The organism is Gammaproteobacteria bacterium, assembly GCA_019911805.1.
GTDB lineage: Bacteria > Pseudomonadota > Gammaproteobacteria > Thiohalobacterales > Thiohalobacteraceae > JAHJQQ01.
On the sequence record JAIOJV010000094.1, the window covers coordinates 1 to 21,640 of the forward strand.

Below are 21,640 nucleotides of genomic sequence, written 5' to 3' on the forward strand. Positions count from 1 at the left end.
CCGGTAGTCCGCCCGGCGCCCATGGTTGGTTCCTACCGCTATCCTGAAGCCCGCGGGTCAGCTTCAAACCGACGCAGGCAAAGATCATGGTGGGGCGGAAACGGGGGGTTCCGGGGGTGTCCGGTCGGATGCGATGAGCGCACCGCCCGGTGTGCGCTTGGGAGTGGCCGGGGCACTTCGGCGGCGCTGACGGCTACGCCAGCGCCGCGCCCGCTTGTCAGACCAGCGTCAACTCTAAAACGGAATATCGTCGTCGAAGCCTTCGTTGAACGGTGCCTCGTCACCACCACCACCGCTACCGCTACCGCTCGCGGCCTTGCTGCCGCCGCCGAATGCCGCGCTGCCACCGCCACCACGGCCGCCCAGCATCTGCATTTCGCTGGCGATGATCTCGGTCGTGTAGCGGTCGTTGCCGCTCTTGTCCTGCCACTTGCGGGTGCGCAGGCTGCCTTCGACATAGATCTGCGAACCCTTCTTCAGGTATTCGCCGACGATCTCCGCGAGCCGCTGATAGAAGACCACGTTATGCCACTCGGTGCGTTCCTTCTGCTCACCGGTCTGCTTGTCCTTCCATTGTTCGCTGGTCGCCACCGCCACGTTGGCGACCGCACCGCCATTGGGCATGTAACGAACCTCGGGATCCTTTCCCAGATTACCGACCAGAATGACCTTGTTCACACCGCGCGCCATGTTCTCCTCCCACCGAAAATATTCTGTTTCGATACCGTCCCGGCATCGTCCCAATAGCGCCCTGGGCCACCCCGGCGCCCTGTGCGCCGGAGCGGGGCGGCAGGGCACATCATACGGGGTTCCACCGCCCCCGGCCACACGGGTCGGGGCGCCTCTCACGGGCCGCCGGGCGTGGTCACCCGCGCGAGCGCCTCCTCATCCAAGGCATTTTTATCGATTTTCAGATAGGCCACGCCCTCCTCGCCGATGACCACGGCCTCGGCCACACCGCGCACCAGGGTGAGGCGCTGCGCCAGCAACCGCGCCTGCGGTGCGTCCATCCTGCCGACCTGGAGCAGGTGGGTGGTGAGATAGCGTGGGCTGCGCATGGGGGCCGCCACCAGCAGCCACAGCACGGTCGCGGTGCCGGCGAACAGGAACACCCCGGTGACCCCGGCCTGACCCTGCAACCAGCCGCCGATCGCCCCGCCGAGGAAGGCCCCGAAGAACTGTGAACTGGAATAAAACCCCATGGCCGTACCCTTGCTGTCGGGCGGTGCCAGCCGGGAGATCAGCGACGGCAGCGTGGCCTCGAGCAGGTTGAAGCCGACATAGAAGAGGAAGACCAGCAACGCCACGTGGACGAGCTGCAGATGCCAGAAGGCCATCCCGAACAGCGCCAGCGCCACCGTCAGGATGGCACCCAGGAACACCGGCTTGAGCTTGCGGCGCCGCTCGGCATAGATGATGAAGGGGATCATCACCACCACCGACAAGAGCAGTACCGGAAGATAGAACTTCCAGTGCATGGCGGAGGGGAGCCCCAGCTGGTCGCGCAGGATCAGCGGCAGGACCGTAAAGGTCGCGGTCAGCGCCATGTGCAGGGTGAGGATACCGAAGTCCAGTCGCAGCAGCTCGGCATCGCGCAGCACTGCCAGGAACTGCCCGGGGACGGGTTCCGCATCGCGGTGCGGACGGCTGATGACCGGGTTCGGCACCAGCAGATAGAGCAGCGCGACACCCACGCAGGCGAGCACCGCCGTCAGCCAGAAGATGCCGCTGATGCCGACCCAGTGGTCCAGGACAGGTCCGACCAGCAGCGCGACCGAAAACGACAGCCCGATGCTCATACCGATGACGGCCATGGCCTTGGTGCGCTGCTCCTCGCGGGTGAGGTCGGCGGCCAGCGCCATCACGGCGGCGGCGATGGCCCCGGAACCCTGCAGCGCGCGGCCCAGGATCACCCCATAGATATCGGTGGCCAGGGCCGCCACCACGCTACCCAGCGCGAACAGCAGCAAACCGGCCGCGATCACCGGCTTGCGCCCGAGACGGTCTGACAGGAGGCCGAAGGGGATCTGCAACAGCGCCTGGGTCATGCCGTAGGCGCCGATGGCCAGCCCCATCAGGGCCGGGGTGGCCCCCGGCAGCTTCTCGGTGTAGAGGGCGAAGACCGGCAGGACCATGAACAGCCCCAGCATGCGTAAGGAGAAGATGCCTGCCAGCGACACCGCCGCGCGCCACTCTCCGGGTGTCATGCCATGGCGCTCGGCCGGGGACAGACTCACTGCCGGTCTTCCTTTGATCAAACGAGATGAGGGGCCGTATAGTAGCAGGTTCCCCGGGGGCCGAAAATCGACATGAACAGCATACGCATACGCGGCGCACGCACGCACAACCTTGCCAATATCGACCTGGAGCTGCCGCGCGACCAGCTGATCGTCATCACCGGCCTGTCCGGCTCCGGCAAGTCTTCGCTCGCCTTCGACACCATTTATGCCGAGGGCCAGCGCCGCTATGTCGAGTCGCTGTCGGCCTACGCCCGACAGTTCCTGTCGATGATGGAGAAGCCGGACATCGACCATATCGAAGGTCTGTCGCCGGCCATCTCCATCGAGCAGAAGTCCACCTCGCACAATCCACGGTCGACGGTCGGCACCATCACCGAGATCTACGATTATCTGCGCCTGCTGTTCGCGCGCGTCGGTACGCCGCAGTGCCCTGACCACGGCACGGTGCTGGAGGCCCAGACCGTCAGCCAGATGGTCGACCAGGTGCTGGCCCTGCCCGAGGGCACGCGCCTGATGCTGCTCGCGCCGGTGGTACAGGGGCGCAAGGGGGAACATGTCGGTGTGCTGGAGGAGTTGCGTGCCCAGGGCTTCGTACGCGCACGTATCGATGGCAAGCTGGTGGAACTCGACCAACCGCCGACGCTGGATCTGCGCCGCAAGCACAGCATCGATGTGGTGGTCGACCGCGTCAAGGTGCGCTCCGACCTGGCCATCCGCCTGGCGGAGTCCTTCGAGACCACGCTGCGCCTGTCCGACGGCCTGGCGCGCGTCGCCTTCATGGACGAACCGGGGCGCGAGGAGCTGGTGTTCTCCGCCAAGTTCGCCTGCCCGACCTGCGGCTATTCATTGAGCGAGCTCGAGCCGCGGCTGTTCTCGTTCAACAACCCCGTCGGCGCCTGTCCGACCTGCGACGGCCTGGGCGTCAAACAGTATTTCGATCCGGCACGCGTCGTCGCCCACCCGCAGCTGAGCCTGGCCGGCGGCGCGGTGCGTGGCTGGGATCGGCGCAACGCCTATTACTTCCAACTCATCAGTTCACTGGCCGACCATTACGGCTTCGACATCGAGACACCGTTCGAGGACCTGGCGGAGAAGATCCGTCAGGTGGTGTTGTACGGTTCGGGCCGTGAGACCATCGAATTCCAGTACCTCACCGAGCGCAGTGGCTTCGCCACCCGCCGACATGCGTTCGAAGGCATCATCCCCAACATGGAACGCCGTTACCACGAGACGGAATCCAACGTGGTGCGCGACGAGTTGGCGAAATACCTGAGCACGCGGCCCTGCCCCGACTGCGCCGGCACGCGTCTGAATCGCTCGGCCCGGCATGTGTTCGTCGCCGGCCGGGCGTTGCCCGACGTGGCCGCCCTGCCGGTGGGCCGTGCCCGGCAGTTCTTCGCCGGGCTGCAACTGGAAGGCCGCCGCGGCGAGATCGCCGCGCGGATTCTCAAGGAGATCGGTGAGCGCCTGAACTTTCTGGTCAACGTCGGCCTGGACTATCTGTCACTGGAACGCAGCGCCGACACACTGTCTGGCGGCGAGGCCCAGCGTATCCGTCTGGCCAGTCAGATCGGCGCCGGCCTCGTCGGCGTGATGTACATCCTCGACGAGCCCTCCATCGGCCTGCACCAGCGTGACAACCAGCGCCTGCTGAACACCCTCACCGACCTGCGCGATATGGGTAACACCGTAATCGTGGTGGAGCACGACGAGGACGCCATCCGCAGTGCCGATCATGTCGTCGACATGGGCCCCGGTGCGGGCGTCCACGGCGGCCGCGTGGTGGCACAGGGCACGCCGGCCGAGATCATGGCCGACCCACGCTCGCTGACCGGCCAGTATCTCTCCGGCCAGCGCCGCATCGCGCTGCCGGCCCAGCGCGTGCCCCGCGATCCGGCCCGGCTGTTGCGCATCCGCGGCGCACGCGGCAACAACCTCAAGGGCATCGATGTCGACATCCCCGCGGGTCTGATGACCTGCATCACCGGGGTCTCGGGCTCCGGCAAGTCCACGCTCATCAACGACACCCTGCATCCGTATGCGGCACGCGAACTGAACCATGCTGCGACCGATCCGGCGCCCTGCGACGCCATCGAAGGCCTGGACCTGTTCGATAAGGTGGTCGACATCGACCAGAGCCCCATCGGCCGTACGCCGCGCTCCAACCCCGCCACCTACACCGGCCTGTTCACGCCCATCCGTGACCTGTTCGCCGGCACCCAGGAGGCGCGCTCGCGCGGCTACAAGGTCGGGCGCTTCAGCTTCAACGTGAAGGGTGGGCGCTGCGAGGCCTGCCAGGGGGATGGCGTCATCAAGGTGGAGATGCACTTTCTGCCGGACATCTACGTCCCCTGCGACGTCTGTCATGGCCAGCGCTACAACCGCGAGACGCTGGAGATCCGTTACAAGGGCAAGAATGTCCACGAGGTACTGGAGATGACGGTGGAGGACGCGCTGGTGTTCTTCAACGCCGTGCCCGTGATCGCCCGCAAGTTGCAGACACTCTTGGACGTCGGACTCTCCTACATCCGCCTGGGCCAGAACGCGACCACACTCTCCGGTGGCGAGGCGCAGCGCGTCAAGTTGGCGCGCGAACTCTCCAAGCGCGATACCGGCAATACGCTCTACCTCCTGGATGAGCCGACCACCGGTCTGCATTTCCACGATATCGAACAGCTACTCGCCGTGCTGCACCGACTGCGCGATCACGGCAACACCATTGTGGTCATCGAACACAACCTGGATGTCATCAAGACCTCGGACTGGGTCATCGACCTCGGTCCGGAGGGCGGCGACCAGGGCGGCCGGATCATCGCCGCGGGCACGCCCGAGGCGATCGCAGACGTGCCTGAATCCTATACCGGACAGTTTCTCGCGCCGCTGCTGAACCCCGGACCCAGGCCGGCGCCGCCGGCACGACGTGGCGTCAAGGCGCGGGCCAAACCGCCGACCGAGCCGCCGACCCAGCCGCAGACCCAAGCGCGGCCCAAGACGCGCACCAAGACACGCGGCTGATCCCTCAGGCGGCAGAGCGCACGCGCACGAACGCCGTCGACACCTGCAGCAGATAGACAGCCAGAGCGAATGCGGCCGGCAGTGGTGCGAATCCGACCCCGGCGAAGGTCAACGCAGCACTCGCCCAGAAGGCCGTCACGCGCAGGCCGCCGCCGGTGGTCAACCACGCGCGCATCACCGCGTGCGCCGGCGTCACGCGCCCGGGCCAACGCCAGATCGGCAGCAGATGGCTGGTAGCGCCGGTGACCAACGGCAGCAGGAACAGATACACCAGCAGCGCGAGCGCCGCATCCGCGCTCATCAGCCCGTATCCATGTGCCAGCCCGGCGCCCACTGCCAGTACCCAGCCGCCGGCGGCGGCCGCCAGCACGATCCCCGCCCCGCGCGACGACCACCAGGGCCGCCGGTAGCGTGCCATGGCCCGCAACATCACCAGCGCCGGCCAGGCCCAGGCAGCCGCACCCGCGAACGCCGCGGGGGGCCAGAATGCCGCCCCGACGGCGATGAGCACCGCACCCGCGACCGCGAACGGCAACTGGGTGCGCAGGAATGGCAGGGCGTGGGCATCCTGTTCGCCGAGCGCCGTCGGCAACAGCACCCGCAGGGTACCGACGGCGGTCAGCCCCAGAAAGCCGAACAGGTTGAGATGCAGATGCAGCACGCGCGTCAGCGCCCATTGCTCCGGCCAGACGGCGCGCGTGACGATCAGCGCCAGCGCCACGACCAGGGCGGCCAGCGCGAACAGGTACCAGTCCAGGCCCGGGTGCGGTGTACCGAAGCTGCGCACCCGTCGCCGCCAGGCCCAGGCGATCTCCAGCGCGACCACCAGCAGTGCCGCGGCCGCGATGCCAGGCAACAGCGATGGCCGGTGGTGCAGCGCCAACACCGCACCGACACCCAGCACCAAGGCCACCGGCGGCAGCAATAGCACCGCACCCCGCGCCGTGGTACTGCGGGTCAGCACGGGGATGAAATACAGCATCGCCCCCAGGATCAGCGGCATGACGCCCATGGCGAACAGCACGTGCCGCCACACCGCGGCCGGCGCCGACTGACCCGCCAGACCCATGAACAGCGCCGCCAGCGAGGCGAACACCAGCCCGACGAGAACCCGCGCGCTCATGCCCCCTCCCCGCGACGCGCCTGGAAACGCACTGCGTCCCCCACGTGCAACCCGACCAACTCGCTCGCCCGACCCTGATTGACGGCAATCTCGACCAGGCCGTTGGCATTGCCGTACCAGAATGCCTGACCACGCTCGACGTCGGCGAAGGTCCACGCGTGCCGCAGCCGCAGTGCGCCCGCCTCGAGGATGTCCTCCTCCCGCACGCCGGCGGCGCGCATGCCGCTCAGCAGATTGCCGTAGCGATCCACATACACGATACGGGCGAGCTCTGCCGGCCAGTCCTGCAGCCGTTGCGTTGCGGGCTCCACCGGCTGACCCGGCACGCTGTCCCCGCGCGCGAGACGCGCAGCGACCGGCGCGAACAGATCGCGGCCGTGGAAGGTATGCGAGAGCTGCCGCGGGCGCCAGTCGATGTCCCACCACTGCAACTGTGCCGCGCGGCGCGCGATGACGTTGAACAGGCCGTTGTCCGGGCCGACGTACCAGCGGCCGTCGGCCCGGACAACAGCCGCACGGCGTGCACCACCCACCCCGGGATCGACGACCGCGAGGAATACCGTACCCGGCACGAATTCCCCGACATACGCCGCCAGCAGGTACGCCGCTGCCTGGATCTCGAAGGCCGGTAGATCAGTAAACAGATCGATCACGGTCACGCCCGGTGCCTCACGCGCCAGCACGGCCTTCATCTGCCCCAGGTAGGGTCCGGTACTGCCGAAATCTGTGGCGGTAACGATCATGGCGCGCCCTCCGAACAGCGACTTCCATAGCGACGAAAACCACGAAACGCACTGCCCTGAAAACTACATTTGCCACAGAATCACACGGAAAAACACGGACAAGGTCAAGGCGTCACGCAGATATCTTCACCCTCGGGGAGCGGTGAACAGACGCTGCAGCAATATCCATTGTTTCCGTGCCTTCCGTGTGCTTCCGTGGCTGCAACAGTTTTTGGTAGCAGGCCTTTCACCAATGCTGCATCCGTGGGTTCGTAGCCAGCCGCAACGAAAAAGGCCGGGCAATGCCCGGCCTTTCACAACAGCGCGTGTACGCTTACTCCGCGGCGGCTTCGGCCGCCGGCTCCGGACGATCGACCAGCTCGACCAGGGCCATCGGGGCCTTGTCGCCGGGACGGAAGCCCATCTTCAGGATACGCAGGTAACCACCGGGACGCTCCTTGTAGCGCGGCCCCAACTCGTTGAACAGCTTGGTCACCATGTCGCGATCACGCAGGCGCGCGAAGGCGATGCGGCGCTTGTGGACGCTGTCGATCTTGGCCAGTGTGATGAGCGGCTCCGCGACCTTGCGCAGTTCCTTGGCCTTCGGCACCGTCGTCTTGATCACTTCATGATTCAACAGCGACGTGGTCATATTGCGCAGCATCGCCTTGCGGTGACTGCTGTTGCGGCTGAGCTGCCGTCCAGTGTTGCGGTGACGCATGGTAAAACCCTCAAGAAAACTTGGGATTCGGCATTCAGGATCCGGGATTCGGCGTCAAACCATTTTGTTCGAACCGAATCCCGAATCCCAATTCCCGAATCCCCGGAATTAAGCGCTGACCTTCTCTCGACTCAGGCCGGCCGGTGGCCAGTTGTCCAGGCGCATACCCAGCGACAGGCCATGCGACGCCAGCACATCCTTGATCTCGGTGAGCGACTTCTTGCCAAGGTTCGGGGCCTTGAGCAATTCCACCTCGGTGCGCTGTATCAGGTCACCGATGAAATAGATGCTCTCCGCCTTCAGGCAGTTCGCCGAACGCACCGTCAGCTCCAGGTCGTCGACCGGGCGCAGCAGAATCGGATCGATATCGGCGGAACGGGCCTCCACCTGTTCGACCTCCTTGCCCTGCAGATCCACGAACACCGACAGCTGTTCCTGCAGGATCGTCGCGGCGCGGCGCACGGCCTCTTCCGGATCGATGGTACCGTTGGTCTCGATGTCGATGACCAGCTTGTCCAGGTCGGTGCGCTGCTCGACACGCGCCCGGTCGACCGCGTAGGTCACCTTGCTGACCGGGCTGAAGGACGCGTCCAGCTGCAGACTGCCGATGGGACGGTCACTGCCCTCAATGCCGTCGCGTTGCGTGGCCGGCTGATAGCCGCGACCCTTGGCGAGCTTCAGGCTCATGTTCAGTTCGCCTGCCTTGGTCAGGTTGGCGATGACATGGTCCCGATTCATGATCTCGACGTCGTGGTCCAGGGCGATGTCGCCGGCGGTCACCACACCCGGACCCTTCTTCTTCAGGGTGAGCACGGTCTCATCGCGGCTGTGCATCTTGAGCGCCAGACCCTTCAGGTTCAGCAGGATATCGATGACATCCTCCTGCACACCTTCGATGGTCGAATACTCATGCAGGACGCCCTCGATTTCGACGTTCACCACCGCCGCGCCCGGCATGGACGACAGCAGAATACGGCGTAACGCATTGCCAAGGGTATGACCGAAACCGCGCTCCAGCGGTTCGATCGTGACCTTGGCATGCCGCTCATTGATCGTCTGGATGTCGACAATGCGCGGCTTGAGGAATTCGTTGACCTTGCCTTGCATGGAAAGTCCTCTCTCCTGAATCGCTTACTTGGAGTACAGCTCCACCACCAGCTGCTCGTTGATCTCCGGCGGCAGTTCGCTGCGTTCCGGTCGTGATTTGAAGACGCCTTCCATCTTCGTCGCGTCGACGTTCATCCAATCCGACACCCCCCGCTGCTGTGCGAGGTCGACGGCACTCTGGATGCGCGACTGCTTGCGGGCCTTCTCCGACACCGCGATCACATCGTTCGGGCTCACCTGCGCGGAAGGGATATTCAGCTTACGGCCGTTCACGGTCACGGCGTTGTGGCGCACGAGCTGGCGCGCCTCCGAACGTGAGACTGCGAAACCCATGCGATACACGACGTTGTCAAGGCGGCACTCGAGGAGTTGCAACAGGTTTTCACCGGTCGAACCCTTGCGGCGCGCGGCCTCGACGTAATAGCTGTGGAACTGGTTTTCCAGCACGCCATAGATGCGCCGCAGCTTCTGCTTCTCGCGCAGCTGACCCGCGTACTCCGACAGACGGGTGCGACGCTGGCCGTGCTGACCGGGTGGGAACGGACGGCTCTCCACCGGGCACTTGCTCATGTAGCACTTCTCGCCCTTCAGGAACAGCTTGCCGCCTTCGCGGCGGCACTGACGGCATTTGGAACCGGTATACTTTGCCATTTCGACTCCAGCTAACTTCTCTATATGTTCAGACGCGACGCTTTTTCGGTGGGCGGCAGCCATTATGCGGAATCGGGGTCACGTCCTGGATATTGGTGACCTTGAACCCGACGGTGTGCAACGCACGGACAGCGGAATCACGGCCCGGTCCGGGACCCTTCACCATCACCTCGACGTTCTTCAGGCCGAATTCCTGGGCCGCCCTGGCGGCCCGCTCCGCCGCCACCTGGGCTGCGAACGGGGTGCTCTTGCGCGAGCCGCGGAAACCGGAACCGCCGGCGGTCGCCCAGGACAGTGCGTTCCCCTGACGATCGGTGACGGTGATGATGGTATTGTTGAAGGAGGCATGGACGTGGACGATGCCGTCGACGACGTTCTTCTTGACCTTCTTCTTGGTACGGGGAGCCGGTTTAGCCATAAGTTCCTAGTCTCGATTCTCAGTGCCGGAGTCTTCCGGCAGGTTCGCGATGCTGCATGTATCCCGGAACGACTACTTGCGGATCGGGCGCCGCGGACCCTTGCGGGTACGGGCATTGGTACGGGTGCGCTGGCCGCGCAGCGGCAGGCCGCGGCGATGCCGCAGGCCACGGTAGCAGCCGAGATCCATCAGGCGCTTGATGCTCATGGATACGGTGCGGCGCAGATCGCCTTCGACGATGTACTTGCCGACTTCGGTACGCAGCGCCTCGACCTCACCTTCGGCCAGGTCTTTGATCTTCCGGTCCGGCGGGATGCCGGTCGCGGCACAGATCGCCTGCGCGCGGACGCGGCCGACGCCGTAGATGGCCGTCAAAGCGATGACGGCGTGCTTGTTTACCGGGATATTGATACCAGCAATACGGGCCATTCAGGCTCTCCTAACACGATCTCAAGACAACCTGCGACCGGGAAACGCGCAAGAGTACCCCGCAGGTCGAAAAAAATCAATTACCAGACTGCCACCTGGACGCGATCCCCGGCACGACCGCCAGGCGGTTGCGCGCGGCTGCAGTGCGGCTCGGGCATCCCATGGATGTGCTCAACCCTGGCGCTGCTTGTGGCGGGCATCCTTACAGATCACGCGCACCACGCCCTTGCGCCGGACGATCTTGCAGTTGCGGCAGATTCTTTTGACAGACGCTCTAACTTTCATGACGACACCCAACTGGTCAGCAAACTTTCAACCGGGCGCCGGCGCTCATGCCACCGCCCGCATTTTTCAGCGCAACAGCCCCGTCTTGCCCTGGCTCTTCAGGTTGGCCTTCTTCATCAGGCCCTCGTACTGATGAGACATCAGATGGGCCTGCACCTGGGCCATGAAGTCCATGACCACCACCACAATGATCAGCAAGGACGTGCCACCGAAATAGAATGGTACGTTCCAGTACAGGATCAGGAACTCCGGCATCAGGCACACCGCGGTGATATAGATGGCACCCGCCAGTGTCAGCCGGGTCATCACACCGTCGATGTAACGGGCCGTCTGTTCGCCCGGCCGGATCCCCGGGATGAACGCACCGGACTTCTTCAGATTGTCCGCCGTTTCCCGCGCGTTGAACACCAGCGCGGTGTAGAAAAAGCAGAAGAATATGATCGCCAGCGCATACATCAGCACATACAGCGGCTGCCCGGGCGACAGCGTGCTCGCGAGGTCCTTCATCCAGCCCATGCCTTCGCTGGCCCCGAACCAACTGCCCAAGGTCGCCGGGAACAGGATGATGCTCGAGGCGAAGATCGGCGGGATCACGCCCGCCATGTTCAGCTTCAGCGGCAGATGGGTGCTCTGCGCCGCGTACACCTGACGCCCCTGCTGCCGTCGTGCATAATTCACGGTGATGCGTCGCTGGCCGCGCTCGACGAACACCACGAAGGCCGTCACCGCCAATGCGAGGGCGAACAGGAACAGAATCGCCAGAATGTTCAGTTCACCCGTGCGCGCCAGTTCCAGCGTCCCACCGATCGCCGCCGGCAGACCGGCCACGATGCCCGCGAAAATGATGATCGAGATGCCGTTACCGACACCGCGCTCGGTGATCTGTTCGCCCAGCCACATCAAGAAGATGGTGCCGGTGACCAGTGTCACCACAGTCGTCAGTACGAACGCCGGACCGGCCGCGATCACCAGTGGCGCGTTGCCGAATGACTGCCCTTGCAGGCCCACCGCGATGCCAACGGCCTGCAGCGTGGCCAGGCCGACCGTACTGTAGCGCGTGTACTGCGTGATCTTGCGTCGCCCGGCCTCGCCTTCCTTCTTCAGCTGCTCCAGACTCGGCACCGTCACGGTCAGCAGCTGGATGATGATCGACGCCGAGATGTACGGCATGATTCCCAGCGCGAACATCGAGAGACGTTCCAGCGCGCCGCCCGAGAACATGTTGAACATGTCCAGGATGGTCCCGCGCTGCTGATCGGCCAGTGATGCGAGCACATGCGGATCGATACCCGGCACCGGAATGAAGGTGCCGAGGCGATAGACGATCATGGCCCCCAGCACGAACAGCAGACGCTGGCGTAACTCCTTGAGTTTGCCCAGGTCGCCGACGGTTCCTGCCAGTGTCGAGGCCGGGCTTGCCACTTAGTCTTCGACCTTGCCGCCGGCCGCCTCGATTGCGGCACGCGCACCCTTGGTCACGCCGACGCCTCTCAAATTCACGGGCTTGGTCAACTCACCCGCCAGGATGACCTTGGCCAGCTGGATCTCTTCACCGATCAGGCCGGCCGCCTTCAGCGCCAGCAGATCGATGACCTCGGCGTCGACCTTGGCCAGCTCATGGAGCCGGACTTCCGCACGCGTGCGACCGATGCGTGACCGGAAGCCCACCTTCGGCAGGCGACGCTGCAGCGGCATCTGGCCGCCTTCGAAACCGACCTTGCGGAAGCCGCCGGCACGCGAGTGCTGGCCCTTATGGCCACGGCCGCAGGTCTTGCCCAGGCCGGAACCGATGCCGCGACCGACGCGCTTGGGCGACGGCTTGCTGCCGGCGCCGGGTTTGATGGTGTTCAGCCGCATGTCACGCTTCCTCAACCTGCAACATATACGAAACCTTGTTGATCATGCCGCGTATTTCCGGCGTATCGATCACTTCCACGCTGTGGTGCATGCGGCGCAGGCCGAGGCCGGAAACGCATGCCTTGTGCTTCTGGACGCGGCCATTGAGGCTGCGTACCAGAGTGACTTTGAGCTTCTTCTGAGCGGCCATGACTTACCCCAGGATTTCCTTCACTGACTTGCCGCGCTTGGCCGCGATCTGCTCGGGCGTATGCATCCGCTCCAGACCGTTGATGGTGGCACGTACGACATTGGTCGGGTTGTTGGAACCGATGCACTTGGCCAGCACGTCCTTGACGCCCAGCACTTCGAGCACCGCGCGCATGGCGCCGCCGGCGATGATGCCGGTACCTTCAGAGGCCGGCTGCATGTAGACCTTGGCCGCGCCGTGGATGCCGTTCACGGCATACTGCAGCGTATCTTCGCGCAGGTTGATGGCGCGCATGTTGCGGCGTGCGCTGTCCATCGCCTTCTGGATCGCAACGGGCACCTCACGCGCCTTGCCCGTGCCGAAGCCCACCCGGCCCTTGCCATCGCCGACCACCGTCAGTGCAGCGAAACCGAATTGGCGTCCGCCCTTCACGACCTTGGCCACACGATTCACTGCGACCAGTTTCTCGAGAAGGCCGTCACTCTGAGCCTGTGAGTCAACACTCGACATGATTCAATCTACCCTTAAAATTGGAGGCCGGCTTCACGGGCGGCATCCGCCAGCGCCTTCACTCGGCCGTGGTACTTAAATCCGGAACGGTCGAACGCCACCCTGGTGACGCCCGCCGCCTTGGCCTTCTCGGCGATCAGCGTGCCGACCGCGACCGCCGCGCCGGCATTGCCGGTGTACGCCAGGTCGCTGCGCAATTGCTTGTCCAGCGTCGACGCCGCAGCGACGACCTGGTCGCCGTTGGGCGCGATGATCTGGGCGTACATATGCCGCGGCGTGCGTAAGATGCACAACCGGAAAGCACCCGTCTCGTGGATGCGTGCCCGGGTCTTGCGGGCGCGGCGCAAACGTGTCGTCTTCTTGTCCATAAATACCACCTTGGGACCTGATCCAGCCCGGTGTGACGCCCTGTGCAGGCCCATCCGGACACCTTCGATTCAAACTCAGCGAATTACTTCTTCTTCGCTTCCTTCCGCGCAATGACCTCGTCAGAATATTTCACACCCTTGCCCTTGTAGGGCTCCGGCGGACGGTACGCGCGTATGTCCGCGGCGACCTGCCCGACCTGCTGACGATTGCTGCCGCGCACGATGATCTCGGTCTGGCTCGGCGTCTCGATGGTGACACCCTCCGGGACCGCATAATTCACCGGGTGGGAGAAGCCCAGCGTCAGATTCAGCGTCTTGCCCTGGGCCTGGGCGCGGTAGCCGACGCCGATCAGTTCCAGCTTGCGCTCGAAGCCCTTGCTCACCCCGGTCACCAGATTATCCACCAGCGCACGCGCCGTGCCGGCCTGCGCCCAGGCGCCCGGCTCAGCATTACGCGCAGCGAAGATCAGCTGGGTACCGTCCTGCTTCATCTCGACCAGGTGGTGTAACTTCTGCTGCAGGCTGCCCTTCGGGCCCTTCACAGTCACATCGGCACCATTGACGGTGATCTCGACGCCCTTCGGCAGCTCAACAGGTTTTTTGGCAACTCTCGACATGGCTCTGCCCTATCAGCAAACGGTGCACAGCACCTCGCCACCCTCGCCGAGGGCGCGCGCTTCACGGTCGGTCATCACACCCTTGGAGGTGGATACGATGGCGACACCCAGACCGCCCAGTACCCTGGGCAGCTCGTCCTTACCTTTGTAGATGCGCAGACCCGGACGGCTGACACGGTGCAGCGACTCGATCACCGGCCGACCCTCGTAGTACTTGAGGGTAACGGTCAGCTGCGGCTTGCGATCCACGTCCTGTACGACGAAGTCACTGATATAGCCCTCACTCTTGAGGACACTGGCCACAGCCTGCTTGGCCTTGGACGCGGGCATCGTGACCTGCGCCTTGTTGGCCGCCTGGCCGTTGCGGATGCGGGTCAGGAAATCCGCGATTGGGTCCGACATGCTCATCTACTGAATCCTCGATTTTCTATTCGCGCCGCGTCTACCAGCTGGCCTTTACCAGGCCCGGGACGTCACCGCGCATGGCGGCTTCGCGCAACTTGTTGCGGCACAGACCGAACTTGCGGTACACGGCGCGCGGCCGGCCGGTGATACGACAACGACGCTGGATCCGCGACGGGCTGGCATCGCGCGGCAGCTTCTGCAGCTGGGCGACAGCAGCGACACGCTCCTCGTAGGATGCCTGTGGGTCGCGAATGGCCTCTTTCAGTTGTGCACGCTTGGCAGCGTACTTGGCAACCGTCTGTATCCGCTTGAGCTCGCGGGCCTGCATCGATTTCTTTGCCATCTGAACTCTGTCCTCAGTTGCGGAACGGGAAGCTGAACGCCGCCAGCAGCGCCCTGGCTTCCGCGTCGGTCTTGGCCGTGGTGGTGATGGTGATATCCATACCGCGCACGGCGTCGACCTTGTCGTAGTCGATTTCCGGGAAGATGATCTGCTCGCGCACGCCCATGCTGTAGTTACCACGGCCGTCGAATGACTTGCCGTTCAACCCGCGAAAGTCGCGGATGCGCGGGATGGCGATGGTGATCAGCCGGTCCAGGAACTCATACATGCGTGTGCGGCGCAGAGTCACCTTGCAGCCGATGGGCCAGCCTTCGCGAATCTTGAAGCCGGCAACCGCCTTGCGGGCGTGAGTTACCACCGCCTTCTGCCCGGCGATCTTCTCCATGTCGCCGACGGCGTTCTCGATGATCTTCTTGTCACCGGCCGCCTCGCCGACACCCATGTTCAAGCTGATCTTGGTAATTCTGGGCACTTCCATGACGTTCTTGTAGCCAAACTGCTCCATGAGCTGTTTGATCACAGTGTCCTGGTAGTGCTGGTGCAATCTCGCCATGGCTCCAACCTGTCTGCTCAGACGTCCACGACTTCATTCGTGGACTTGAAATACCGAACCTTCCGACCGTCTTCCAACGTCCGGATACCCACGCGGTCACCCTTCTTGGACTGCGGATTGTACAGCATCACATTGGAGGTATGGATGGCCGCCTCCCGCTCGATGATGCCGCCCGGCACGCCGGCCTGAGGGTTCGGGCGCGTATGACGCTTCACGATATTCACGTTCTCGATGATCAATCGCTCTTCGTCGACGATACGCAGCACGGAACCGCGCTTGCCCTTGTCGCGACCTGCAATGACGATCACCTCGTCGCCTTTCTTGACCCTGCGCATGACGAAACCCTATCTGCCTTAAAGCACTTCTGGAGCAAGCGAGACGATCTTCATGAACTTCTCGTTGCGTAATTCACGGGTTACCGGCCCGAATATACGGGTGCCGATAGGCTCCAACTTATTATTCAAAAGCACCGCCGCGTTGGTATCGAAGCGTACCACCGAACCGTCGGGGCGACGCACGCCCTTGCGTGTACGCACGACTACCGCACTGTACACCTCACCCTTCTTGACCTTGCCACGCGGAATCGCTTCCTTCACGCTGACCTTGATCACGTCGCCGATACCGGCATAGCGACGGTGCGAGCCGCCCAGCACCTTGATGCACTGCACCTGGCGGGCCCCGCTGTTATCCGCAGCGAACAACATGGTCTGCATCTGAATCATGGTTTAATCCTGACCAGCAATTTACTGAAAACTGTATCAATCAAGCCCGCCGGGCCTGCCCTGTCAGCTCGCCTGTTCGACCACTTCCACCAGCATCCAGGACTTGGTCTTGGAGACCGGCCGGCACTGGCGGATCGTCACCAGGTCGCCTTCCTGACACTGGTTGTTTTCATCATGCACGTGGATCTTGCTGGAGCGGCGGATGTACTTGCCGTACACCGGATGCCGGACCACGCGGTCGATCTGCACTGTGATGGACTTGTTCATCTTGTTGCTCACCACACGGCCGGTGAGCGTACGCTCGATCTTGTCGTTCGCGCTCATGCTGCGTCACCTGCGTTGGCTTGTTCGTTCAGCACCGTCTTGATACGGGCGATATCCTTGCGCACACGTTGGAAGTGGTGCGGACGGGCCAGCTGACCGGTCGCACGCTGCATCCGCAGATTGAATTCCTCGCGCAACAAACCGTTCAACTCTTCGCGCAGCTCCGCGGCAGTCTTGGTTCTCAGTTCACTCGCGTTCATCACATCACCGTCCGGGTCGTGAAGGTGGTCTGCACGGGCAGCTTGGCCGCGGCCAGACGAAACGCCTCGCGGGCAATCTCTTCGGTCACACCCTCAATCTCATACAGCACGCGGCCGGGCTGAATCCGGGCCACCCAGTACTCGACGTTGCCCTTGCCGCTGCCCATACGCACTTCCAGGGGCTTTTTGGTAATCGGCACGTCTGGGAATACGCGGATCCAGATTTTGCCGCCGCGCTTGACATGACGGGTGATTGCCCGGCGCGCCGCCTCGATCTGGCGTGCCGTGATACGGCCGCGGGTGGTCGCCTTGAGCGCGAACTCACCAAAGCTCACGCGGTTGCCCGAAGTCGCCAGGCCGGTATTGCGGCCCTTGTGCTGCTTGCGGAATTTGGTTCTTTTCGGCTGCAACATGGTTTAACTGCTCCCCTTACTTGCCCGCCGCCTTCTTCGCGGACTCCGCCTCGACGCTCTGATCCGCGGAGTCGAATATCTCGCCCTTGAAGACCCAGACTTTCACACCGATGATTCCATAGGTGGTGTGGGCCTCCGCGAAACCGTAGTCGATATCGGCACGCAGGGTGTGCAGCGGCACACGACCTTCACGGTACCACTCGCTACGTGCGATCTCGGCGCCATTCAAGCGACCGGCGACATTGATACGGATGCCCTGGCCGCCCAGGCGCATGGCGTTGGTCACGGCACGCTTCATGGCGCGACGAAACATGATGCGGCGCTCCAGCTGCTGAGCCACGCTCTCGGCCACCAGTTGGGCATCGAGTTCGGGCTTGCGCACTTCCTCGATGTTGATATGCACCGGAATGCCCATCTTCGCCGACACAAGCTTGCGCAGCGCTTCGATATCCTCGCCCTTCTTGCCGATAACGATGCCGGGGCGGGCCGTATGTACGGTAATCATGGCATTGCGTGCCGGGCGCGAAATCTGAATCCGGCTCACCGAGGCGTGCGCGAGCTTCTTCTTGATGAAGTCGCGGATCTCGATGTCCTTGTTCAGATAGTCAGCATAGTTGCGGGAGTCCGCGAACCATGTGGACGTCCAGTCCTTGACGATGCCCAGGCGGATGCCTGTTGGATGTACTTTCTGACCCATTCCGAGTTCTCTCTCGTATCCAGTTTTAGCGGTCTGATCCCTCGGGACCAGACACTGAAAGCCGCCGCCGACTCTGGCGTTACTTCGTGTCGCCCACGGTCACCGTGATGTGACTCATGCGCTTGATGATGCGGTTGCCGCGACCCTTGGCGCGTGGCCGCATGCGTTTCAGGGTCGGACCCTCGTCGACGCAGATCACTGCGACCTTCAACTCGTCGATGTCGGCACCTTCGTTGTGTTCGGCATTCGCGATCGCCGATTCCAACACCTTGCGGACCATGCCGGCCGCCTTCTTGTTGCTGAACATCAGCGTCTGCAGCGCGCGCTCCACCGGCAGACCACGGACCTGGTCGGCCACGAGTCGGCATTTCTGGGGCGAAATCCGCGCAAAGCGCAATTTGGCACTGACTTGCATTCGGAGTTCTCCCTTACCTCGACTTCCGGTCGGCCACATGACCCTTGAAGGTACGGGTCGCCGCGAATTCGCCGAGCTTGTGACCGACCATGTTTTCGTTGACCAGCACCGGTACGTGCTGCCGTCCGTTGTGCACCGCGATGGTCAGACCGACCATATCTGGCATCACCATGGAACGGCGCGACCAGGTCTTGATCGGCCTCTTGCTGTTCGTAGCAACCGCCTCCTCGACCTTCTTGGCGAGGTGCAGGTCAACGAAAGGCCCTTTTTTCACTGAACGTGGCACGTTTACGACCTCTCAATACTTATTTCTTGTTACGCCGGCGGACGATCATGCTGTCGGTACGCTTGTTCTTGCGTGTCTTGTAGCCCTTCGTCGGCATGCCCCACGGTGATACCGGGTGCCGGCCGCCGGAGGTACGGCCTTCACCGCCACCATGCGGATGGTCGACCGGGTTCATGACCACGCCGCGCACGGTGGGTCGGACACCCCGCCAGCGCGCCGCGCCCGCCTTGCCCAATGAACGCAGGCTATGCTCGGAATTACCGACTTCACCGATGGTTGCGCGGCATTCGCAATGCACCTTGCGGATCTCACCCGAGCGCAGACGCAGGCTGGCGTAGTCGCCTTCGCGTGCGACCAATTGGGCCGCGGTACCGGCGCTGCGAGCGATCTGCCCACCCTTGCCGGCCTTCATCTCGATGTTATGCACCTCGGTGCCGACCGGGATGTTGCGCAACGGCATGGCGCTACCCGGTTTGATCGGGGCGGTGGTGCCCGACAGTACCGGCATGCCGGCCTCCAGGCCCTTCGGGGCCAGGATATAACGGCGCTCACCGTCAGCGTACAGCACCAGCGCGATATGCGCGCTGCGGTTCGGGTCGTATTCCAGGCGTTCAACCCGGCCGGCGATGCCGTCCTTGTTGCGCTTGAAGTCGATGACCCGGTACTTCTGCTTGTGACCGCCACCCCGATGACGGGTCGTGATGCGCCCGTCATTGTTGCGCCCACCCGTCTTGGTCTGCTTTTCGACCAGCGCAGCGAAGGGGTCACCCTTGTGCAGGCCCGCGGTGACCGACCGCACGACGAAGCGGCGGCCAGCGGATGTCGGTTTTGCTTTAACGATAGCCATCACTCAAAACCTTGCTCAGTTGAGCGATCCACCTACAGGTGATCACTCGGCTCCCATGAAATTGATATCGCTGCCTTCGGCCAAAGTCACGAAGGCCTTCTTCCAGTCAGACCGCTTGCCGAAGGTCTGACCGAAACGCTTGATCTTGCCGGGCACGTTAGAGACCTGCACGCCCGTGACCTTCACGTCGAACAGCATCTCGACCGCCTGCCGGATCTCCGGCTTGGTCGCATCCGAAACCACCTTGAATGCGTACTGGCGATTGCGGTCGGCCAGGCGCGTGGTCTTCTCGGACATCAGCGGCGCCAGCAACACCTTCATCAAACGTGCGTTACTCATGCCAGCCTCTCCTCGAAACGCTTCAGCGTATCGACCGTCATCAGCACCGTACCGAAGCCCACCAGACTAACCGGATCCGCACTCACGGAATCACACACACCCACGTGATACAGATTGCGTGCGGCGAGGTAGAGATTCATGTCGGCGTCGTCGTTGACGATCAACACGTCATCCAACGCCATCTCTTTGAGCTTGGCAACCAGTTCCTTCGTCTTGGGGGCGGATACCGTGAAGGATTCCACTACAACCAGACGACCCTGACGCAGCAGCTCCGACAAGATCGAGGCCATCGCACCCCGGTACATCTTCTTGTTGACCTTCTGCGTATAGTCGCGCGGACGCGCGGCGAAGGTCGTGCCACCACCCCGCCACAGCGGGCTGCGAATGGTACCAGAACGCGCGCGTCCTGTCCCCTTTTGTCGCCACGGTTTGGCACCGCCGCCGCGAACCTCAGAACGGGTCTTCTGGGCCTTGGTGCCCTGGCGGGCGCCAGCCAGCACGGCCGTCACGACCTGGTGAACCAGTGCCTCATTGAATTCGCGCCCGAAGGTCGCCGCGGAGACGGCGACGGACGTACCACCTGTGACCTGCAGTTCCATCTCTGCGCCCCCCTTAACCCTTGACCGCCGGACGGACGATCAGGTCGCCGCCTTTGGCCCCGGGCACCGCGCCCTTGACCAGAATAAGATTGCGCTCGGCGTCCACGCGTACCACTTCGAGGTTCTGCGCGGCGCGGCGCACGTTGCCCATGTGCCCGGCCATCTTCTTGCCCTTGAACACGCGGCCCGGCGACTGATTCTGACCGATCGAGCCCGCGGAACGGTGTGACAGCGAGTTGCCATGAGTGGCGTCGCCCATGGTGAAGTTGTACCGCTTGATGGTGCCGGCGAAACCCTTGCCGATGGTGGTACCGGTCACGTCGACCTTCTGGCCGGCCGCGAACAGATCCGCCTTGAGCTCCGCGCCCACGGCCAGATCCGCACCCTCACCCTCGGCCAGACGGAACTCCCAGAGGCCGCGCCCGGGCTGCACATTGGCCTTGGCGAAGTGACCGCCCAGCGGCTTGGTCACGCGCGTCGCGCGACGGGTACCCACGGTGACCTGCACGGCGCGATAGCCATCGGTCTCCACGGTCTTGAGCTGGGCCACGCGGTTCGGCTCCACCTCGATCACGGTCACAGGCACGGACGCACCGTCCTCCGTGAAGATCCGCGTCATCCCCGCTTTACGTCCTACGACACCGATTGTCATGTCTGTTACCTCTTGTAGGAGCGGGCTTGCCCGCGACTCGTCCTGTACACAGTTCGCGACCGGAGGCCGCCCCTACGGATTCCCATTAATTCAGTTTGATCTGCACGTCCACGCCGGCAGCCAGATCCAGCTTCATCAGCGCATCCACGGTCTTGTCCGTTGGATCCACAATGTCCATCAGGCGCTTGTGGGTGCGGATCTCATACTGGTCGCGCGCGTCCTTATTGACGTGCGGCGAGGTCAGGATGGTGAAACGCTCCATCTTGGTCGGCAACGGGATCGGACCGCGCACCTGAGCACCGGTGCGCTTGGCCGTCTCGACGATCTCACGCGCCGACTGGTCGATCAGACGATGATCGAAGGCCTTCAGGCGGATACGAATTCTTTGGTTTGCCATGTCAAAACCTCAGATACAAGTTGCAAGAGACAAGTTACAAGTCCAAACGGTCTTGACTTGTATCTTGCCTCTTGTCTCTTGCATCTTATTCAATGATCTTCGCCACCACGCCGGCGCCGACGGTGCGGCCACCTTCGCGGATCGCAAAACGCAGACCCTCTTCCATCGCGATCGGCGCGATCAGCGACACCGTCA

34 protein-coding genes are annotated in these 21,640 nt (G+C 63.4%); 1 reads left to right on the forward strand and 33 read right to left on the reverse strand.

The window, feature by feature from the left end; translation table 11 throughout:
• Positions 1–234: 234 nt before the first annotated feature.
• Both ssb and K8I04_11785 read right to left on the reverse strand, forming a co-directional pair.
• Positions 235–690, reverse strand: coding sequence for a single-stranded DNA-binding protein (gene ssb, locus K8I04_11780; GenBank protein MBZ0072390.1), 456 nt, complete (start codon positions 688–690; stop codon positions 235–237).
• Between the two features lie 155 nt (positions 691–845).
• Entirely contained in the window at positions 846–2,207 is a 1,362-nt protein-coding gene (locus tag K8I04_11785) for an MFS transporter (GenBank protein MBZ0072391.1), read from the reverse strand.
• A gap of 102 nt (positions 2,208–2,309) precedes the next feature.
• Here K8I04_11785 and uvrA point away from each other — a divergent pair, with 102 nt between their 5' ends.
• Positions 2,310–5,255 carry an excinuclease ABC subunit UvrA gene (uvrA, locus tag K8I04_11790; GenBank protein ID MBZ0072392.1) on the forward strand — a complete coding sequence of 982 codons (2,946 nt, stop codon included), beginning with the start codon at positions 2,310–2,312 and terminating at the stop codon, positions 5,253–5,255.
• 4 nt (positions 5,256–5,259) lie between these two features.
• On the opposite strand, the gene K8I04_11795 is transcribed toward uvrA, so the two are convergent.
• The 31 genes from K8I04_11795 to K8I04_11945 form a co-directional block, all read right to left on the reverse strand.
• Positions 5,260–6,378 (reverse strand): hypothetical protein, encoded by a 1,119-nt coding sequence (locus K8I04_11795; GenBank protein MBZ0072393.1) that lies wholly within the window; start codon positions 6,376–6,378, stop codon positions 5,260–5,262.
• Positions 6,375–7,121 (reverse strand): SAM-dependent chlorinase/fluorinase, encoded by a 747-nt coding sequence (locus tag K8I04_11800; protein MBZ0072394.1) that lies wholly within the window; start codon positions 7,119–7,121, stop codon positions 6,375–6,377. Before K8I04_11800 ends, K8I04_11795 begins: the two co-directional genes overlap by 4 nt.
• A 313-nt stretch (positions 7,122–7,434) precedes the next feature.
• Positions 7,435–7,821: a 50S ribosomal protein L17 gene (gene rplQ, locus K8I04_11805; GenBank protein MBZ0072395.1), complete on the reverse strand. Its 387-nt coding sequence runs from the start codon at positions 7,819–7,821 to the stop codon at positions 7,435–7,437.
• Positions 7,822–7,929: 108 nt separating this feature from the next.
• Positions 7,930–8,928 (reverse strand): DNA-directed RNA polymerase subunit alpha, encoded by a 999-nt coding sequence (gene rpoA / locus K8I04_11810; GenBank protein MBZ0072396.1) that lies wholly within the window; start codon positions 8,926–8,928, stop codon positions 7,930–7,932.
• A gap of 24 nt (positions 8,929–8,952) precedes the next feature.
• Positions 8,953–9,579 carry a 30S ribosomal protein S4 gene (rpsD, locus tag K8I04_11815; protein ID MBZ0072397.1) on the reverse strand — a complete coding sequence of 209 codons (627 nt, stop codon included), beginning with the start codon at positions 9,577–9,579 and terminating at the stop codon, positions 8,953–8,955.
• Between the two features lie 28 nt (positions 9,580–9,607).
• Positions 9,608–9,997 carry a 30S ribosomal protein S11 gene (rpsK, locus tag K8I04_11820; GenBank protein MBZ0072398.1) on the reverse strand — a complete coding sequence of 130 codons (390 nt, stop codon included), beginning with the start codon at positions 9,995–9,997 and terminating at the stop codon, positions 9,608–9,610.
• Between the two features lie 72 nt (positions 9,998–10,069).
• Positions 10,070–10,426, reverse strand: coding sequence for a 30S ribosomal protein S13 (rpsM, locus tag K8I04_11825; protein ID MBZ0072399.1), 357 nt, complete (start codon positions 10,424–10,426; stop codon positions 10,070–10,072).
• Positions 10,427–10,597: 171 nt separating this feature from the next.
• Positions 10,598–10,711 carry a 50S ribosomal protein L36 gene (gene rpmJ / locus K8I04_11830; protein ID MBZ0072400.1) on the reverse strand — a complete coding sequence of 38 codons (114 nt, stop codon included), beginning with the start codon at positions 10,709–10,711 and terminating at the stop codon, positions 10,598–10,600.
• 66 nt (positions 10,712–10,777) lie between these two features.
• Positions 10,778–12,133, reverse strand: a complete 1,356-nt coding sequence (gene secY, locus K8I04_11835) for a preprotein translocase subunit SecY (protein MBZ0072401.1) — start codon at positions 12,131–12,133, stop codon at positions 10,778–10,780.
• Positions 12,134–12,568, reverse strand: a complete 435-nt coding sequence (gene rplO / locus K8I04_11840) for a 50S ribosomal protein L15 (GenBank protein ID MBZ0072402.1) — start codon at positions 12,566–12,568, stop codon at positions 12,134–12,136. It lies immediately after the preceding gene.
• Between the two features lies 1 nt (position 12,569).
• Positions 12,570–12,758 (reverse strand): 50S ribosomal protein L30, encoded by a 189-nt coding sequence (gene rpmD / locus K8I04_11845; GenBank protein MBZ0072403.1) that lies wholly within the window; start codon positions 12,756–12,758, stop codon positions 12,570–12,572.
• 3 nt (positions 12,759–12,761) lie between these two features.
• A complete protein-coding gene (rpsE, locus tag K8I04_11850; protein ID MBZ0072404.1) occupies positions 12,762–13,268 on the reverse strand; it encodes a 30S ribosomal protein S5 in 507 nt (168 codons plus the stop codon).
• 14 nt (positions 13,269–13,282) lie between these two features.
• Complete coding sequence (gene rplR / locus K8I04_11855) at positions 13,283–13,636, reverse strand: 50S ribosomal protein L18 (GenBank protein MBZ0072405.1); 354 nt, start codon at positions 13,634–13,636, stop codon at positions 13,283–13,285.
• Between the two features lie 83 nt (positions 13,637–13,719).
• The gene (rplF, locus tag K8I04_11860; GenBank protein MBZ0072406.1) at positions 13,720–14,253 is read right to left on the reverse strand and encodes a 50S ribosomal protein L6; all 534 of its coding nucleotides are present in this window, start codon (positions 14,251–14,253) and stop codon (positions 13,720–13,722) included.
• Positions 14,254–14,265: 12 nt separating this feature from the next.
• The gene (gene rpsH, locus K8I04_11865; GenBank protein MBZ0072407.1) at positions 14,266–14,661 is read right to left on the reverse strand and encodes a 30S ribosomal protein S8; all 396 of its coding nucleotides are present in this window, start codon (positions 14,659–14,661) and stop codon (positions 14,266–14,268) included.
• Positions 14,662–14,695: 34 nt separating this feature from the next.
• Complete coding sequence (rpsN, locus tag K8I04_11870; protein MBZ0072408.1) at positions 14,696–15,001, reverse strand: 30S ribosomal protein S14; 306 nt, start codon at positions 14,999–15,001, stop codon at positions 14,696–14,698.
• 13 nt (positions 15,002–15,014) lie between these two features.
• Positions 15,015–15,554 (reverse strand): 50S ribosomal protein L5, encoded by a 540-nt coding sequence (gene rplE, locus K8I04_11875; GenBank protein MBZ0072409.1) that lies wholly within the window; start codon positions 15,552–15,554, stop codon positions 15,015–15,017.
• 17 nt (positions 15,555–15,571) lie between these two features.
• Positions 15,572–15,889, reverse strand: coding sequence for a 50S ribosomal protein L24 (gene rplX / locus K8I04_11880; protein ID MBZ0072410.1), 318 nt, complete (start codon positions 15,887–15,889; stop codon positions 15,572–15,574).
• 18 nt (positions 15,890–15,907) lie between these two features.
• Positions 15,908–16,276, reverse strand: coding sequence for a 50S ribosomal protein L14 (gene rplN, locus K8I04_11885; GenBank protein ID MBZ0072411.1), 369 nt, complete (start codon positions 16,274–16,276; stop codon positions 15,908–15,910).
• A 63-nt stretch (positions 16,277–16,339) separates the two neighbouring features.
• Positions 16,340–16,600: a 30S ribosomal protein S17 gene (gene rpsQ / locus K8I04_11890; protein ID MBZ0072412.1), complete on the reverse strand. Its 261-nt coding sequence runs from the start codon at positions 16,598–16,600 to the stop codon at positions 16,340–16,342.
• Positions 16,597–16,800 carry a 50S ribosomal protein L29 gene (gene rpmC, locus K8I04_11895; GenBank protein ID MBZ0072413.1) on the reverse strand — a complete coding sequence of 68 codons (204 nt, stop codon included), beginning with the start codon at positions 16,798–16,800 and terminating at the stop codon, positions 16,597–16,599. Before rpmC ends, rpsQ begins: the two co-directional genes overlap by 4 nt.
• On the reverse strand, positions 16,800–17,213 hold the full coding sequence (gene rplP / locus K8I04_11900; protein MBZ0072414.1) for a 50S ribosomal protein L16: 414 nt from the start codon (positions 17,211–17,213) through the stop codon (positions 16,800–16,802). Before rplP ends, rpmC begins: the two co-directional genes overlap by 1 nt.
• Before the next feature lie 16 nt (positions 17,214–17,229).
• Positions 17,230–17,910: a 30S ribosomal protein S3 gene (gene rpsC / locus K8I04_11905; protein ID MBZ0072415.1), complete on the reverse strand. Its 681-nt coding sequence runs from the start codon at positions 17,908–17,910 to the stop codon at positions 17,230–17,232.
• A 79-nt stretch (positions 17,911–17,989) separates the two neighbouring features.
• On the reverse strand, positions 17,990–18,325 hold the full coding sequence (gene rplV, locus K8I04_11910; GenBank protein ID MBZ0072416.1) for a 50S ribosomal protein L22: 336 nt from the start codon (positions 18,323–18,325) through the stop codon (positions 17,990–17,992).
• A 13-nt stretch (positions 18,326–18,338) separates the two neighbouring features.
• Positions 18,339–18,611, reverse strand: a complete 273-nt coding sequence (gene rpsS / locus K8I04_11915; protein ID MBZ0072417.1) for a 30S ribosomal protein S19 — start codon at positions 18,609–18,611, stop codon at positions 18,339–18,341.
• A 19-nt stretch (positions 18,612–18,630) separates the two neighbouring features.
• Positions 18,631–19,458 carry a 50S ribosomal protein L2 gene (rplB, locus tag K8I04_11920; protein ID MBZ0072418.1) on the reverse strand — a complete coding sequence of 276 codons (828 nt, stop codon included), beginning with the start codon at positions 19,456–19,458 and terminating at the stop codon, positions 18,631–18,633.
• 42 nt (positions 19,459–19,500) lie between these two features.
• A complete protein-coding gene (gene rplW, locus K8I04_11925; protein ID MBZ0072419.1) occupies positions 19,501–19,797 on the reverse strand; it encodes a 50S ribosomal protein L23 in 297 nt (98 codons plus the stop codon).
• Complete coding sequence (gene rplD, locus K8I04_11930; protein MBZ0072420.1) at positions 19,794–20,396, reverse strand: 50S ribosomal protein L4; 603 nt, start codon at positions 20,394–20,396, stop codon at positions 19,794–19,796. The genes rplW and rplD overlap by 4 nt, the downstream gene beginning before the upstream one ends.
• Positions 20,397–20,409: 13 nt before the next feature.
• Entirely contained in the window at positions 20,410–21,048 is a 639-nt protein-coding gene (rplC, locus tag K8I04_11935; GenBank protein MBZ0072421.1) for a 50S ribosomal protein L3, read from the reverse strand.
• An 85-nt stretch (positions 21,049–21,133) separates the two neighbouring features.
• Positions 21,134–21,445: a 30S ribosomal protein S10 gene (gene rpsJ / locus K8I04_11940; GenBank protein ID MBZ0072422.1), complete on the reverse strand. Its 312-nt coding sequence runs from the start codon at positions 21,443–21,445 to the stop codon at positions 21,134–21,136.
• 85 nt (positions 21,446–21,530) lie between these two features.
• On the reverse strand, positions 21,531–21,640 hold a 110-nt coding region (locus K8I04_11945; GenBank protein ID MBZ0072423.1), incomplete at its 5' end, for an elongation factor Tu.

Coding starts and splice junctions, on each gene's coding strand:
- rpmD (MBZ0072403.1), bottom strand. CDS start 12,758: ATGGCCGCTCAGAAGAAGCTCAAAGTCACTCTGGTACGCAGCCTCAAT.
- rplB (MBZ0072418.1), bottom strand. CDS start 19,458: ATGGCTATCGTTAAAGCAAAACCGACATCCGCTGGCCGCCGCTTCGTC.
- rpoA (MBZ0072396.1), bottom strand. CDS start 8,928: ATGCAAGGCAAGGTCAACGAATTCCTCAAGCCGCGCATTGTCGACATC.
- rpsN (MBZ0072408.1), bottom strand. CDS start 15,001: ATGGCAAAGAAATCGATGCAGGCCCGCGAGCTCAAGCGGATACAGACG.
- rpsM (MBZ0072399.1), bottom strand. CDS start 10,426: ATGGCCCGTATTGCTGGTATCAATATCCCGGTAAACAAGCACGCCGTC.
- K8I04_11785 (MBZ0072391.1), bottom strand. CDS start 2,207: ATGACACCCGGAGAGTGGCGCGCGGCGGTGTCGCTGGCAGGCATCTTC.
- rplP (MBZ0072414.1), bottom strand. CDS start 17,213: ATGTTGCAGCCGAAAAGAACCAAATTCCGCAAGCAGCACAAGGGCCGC.
- rplV (MBZ0072416.1), bottom strand. CDS start 18,325: ATGCAAGTCAGTGCCAAATTGCGCTTTGCGCGGATTTCGCCCCAGAAA.
- rplQ (MBZ0072395.1), bottom strand. CDS start 7,821: ATGCGTCACCGCAACACTGGACGGCAGCTCAGCCGCAACAGCAGTCAC.
- rpsJ (MBZ0072422.1), bottom strand. CDS start 21,445: ATGGCAAACCAAAGAATTCGTATCCGCCTGAAGGCCTTCGATCATCGT.
- rpmC (MBZ0072413.1), bottom strand. CDS start 16,800: ATGAACGCGAGTGAACTGAGAACCAAGACTGCCGCGGAGCTGCGCGAA.
- rpsE (MBZ0072404.1), bottom strand. CDS start 13,268: ATGTCGAGTGTTGACTCACAGGCTCAGAGTGACGGCCTTCTCGAGAAA.
- rplR (MBZ0072405.1), bottom strand. CDS start 13,636: ATGGACAAGAAGACGACACGTTTGCGCCGCGCCCGCAAGACCCGGGCA.
- rplW (MBZ0072419.1), bottom strand. CDS start 19,797: ATGAGTAACGCACGTTTGATGAAGGTGTTGCTGGCGCCGCTGATGTCC.
- rpsC (MBZ0072415.1), bottom strand. CDS start 17,910: ATGGGTCAGAAAGTACATCCAACAGGCATCCGCCTGGGCATCGTCAAG.
- rplN (MBZ0072411.1), bottom strand. CDS start 16,276: ATGATTCAGATGCAGACCATGTTGTTCGCTGCGGATAACAGCGGGGCC.
- K8I04_11800 (MBZ0072394.1), bottom strand. CDS start 7,121: ATGATCGTTACCGCCACAGATTTCGGCAGTACCGGACCCTACCTGGGG.
- K8I04_11795 (MBZ0072393.1), bottom strand. CDS start 6,378: ATGAGCGCGCGGGTTCTCGTCGGGCTGGTGTTCGCCTCGCTGGCGGCG.
- rplF (MBZ0072406.1), bottom strand. CDS start 14,253: ATGTCGAGAGTTGCCAAAAAACCTGTTGAGCTGCCGAAGGGCGTCGAG.
- rpsQ (MBZ0072412.1), bottom strand. CDS start 16,600: ATGAGCGCGAACGACAAGATCGAGCGTACGCTCACCGGCCGTGTGGTG.
- rplO (MBZ0072402.1), bottom strand. CDS start 12,568: ATGCGGCTGAACACCATCAAACCCGGCGCCGGCAGCAAGCCGTCGCCC.
- rpsK (MBZ0072398.1), bottom strand. CDS start 9,997: ATGGCTAAACCGGCTCCCCGTACCAAGAAGAAGGTCAAGAAGAACGTC.
- rplE (MBZ0072409.1), bottom strand. CDS start 15,554: ATGGCGAGATTGCACCAGCACTACCAGGACACTGTGATCAAACAGCTC.
- uvrA (MBZ0072392.1), top strand. CDS start 2,310: ATGAACAGCATACGCATACGCGGCGCACGCACGCACAACCTTGCCAAT.
- ssb (MBZ0072390.1), bottom strand. CDS start 690: ATGGCGCGCGGTGTGAACAAGGTCATTCTGGTCGGTAATCTGGGAAAG.
- rplD (MBZ0072420.1), bottom strand. CDS start 20,396: ATGGAACTGCAGGTCACAGGTGGTACGTCCGTCGCCGTCTCCGCGGCG.
- rpsH (MBZ0072407.1), bottom strand. CDS start 14,661: ATGAGCATGTCGGACCCAATCGCGGATTTCCTGACCCGCATCCGCAAC.
- rpmJ (MBZ0072400.1), bottom strand. CDS start 10,711: ATGAAAGTTAGAGCGTCTGTCAAAAGAATCTGCCGCAACTGCAAGATC.
- rplC (MBZ0072421.1), bottom strand. CDS start 21,048: ATGACAATCGGTGTCGTAGGACGTAAAGCGGGGATGACGCGGATCTTC.
- rplX (MBZ0072410.1), bottom strand. CDS start 15,889: ATGCGCAGGGTCAAGAAAGGCGACGAGGTGATCGTCATTGCAGGTCGC.
- rpsD (MBZ0072397.1), bottom strand. CDS start 9,579: ATGGCAAAGTATACCGGTTCCAAATGCCGTCAGTGCCGCCGCGAAGGC.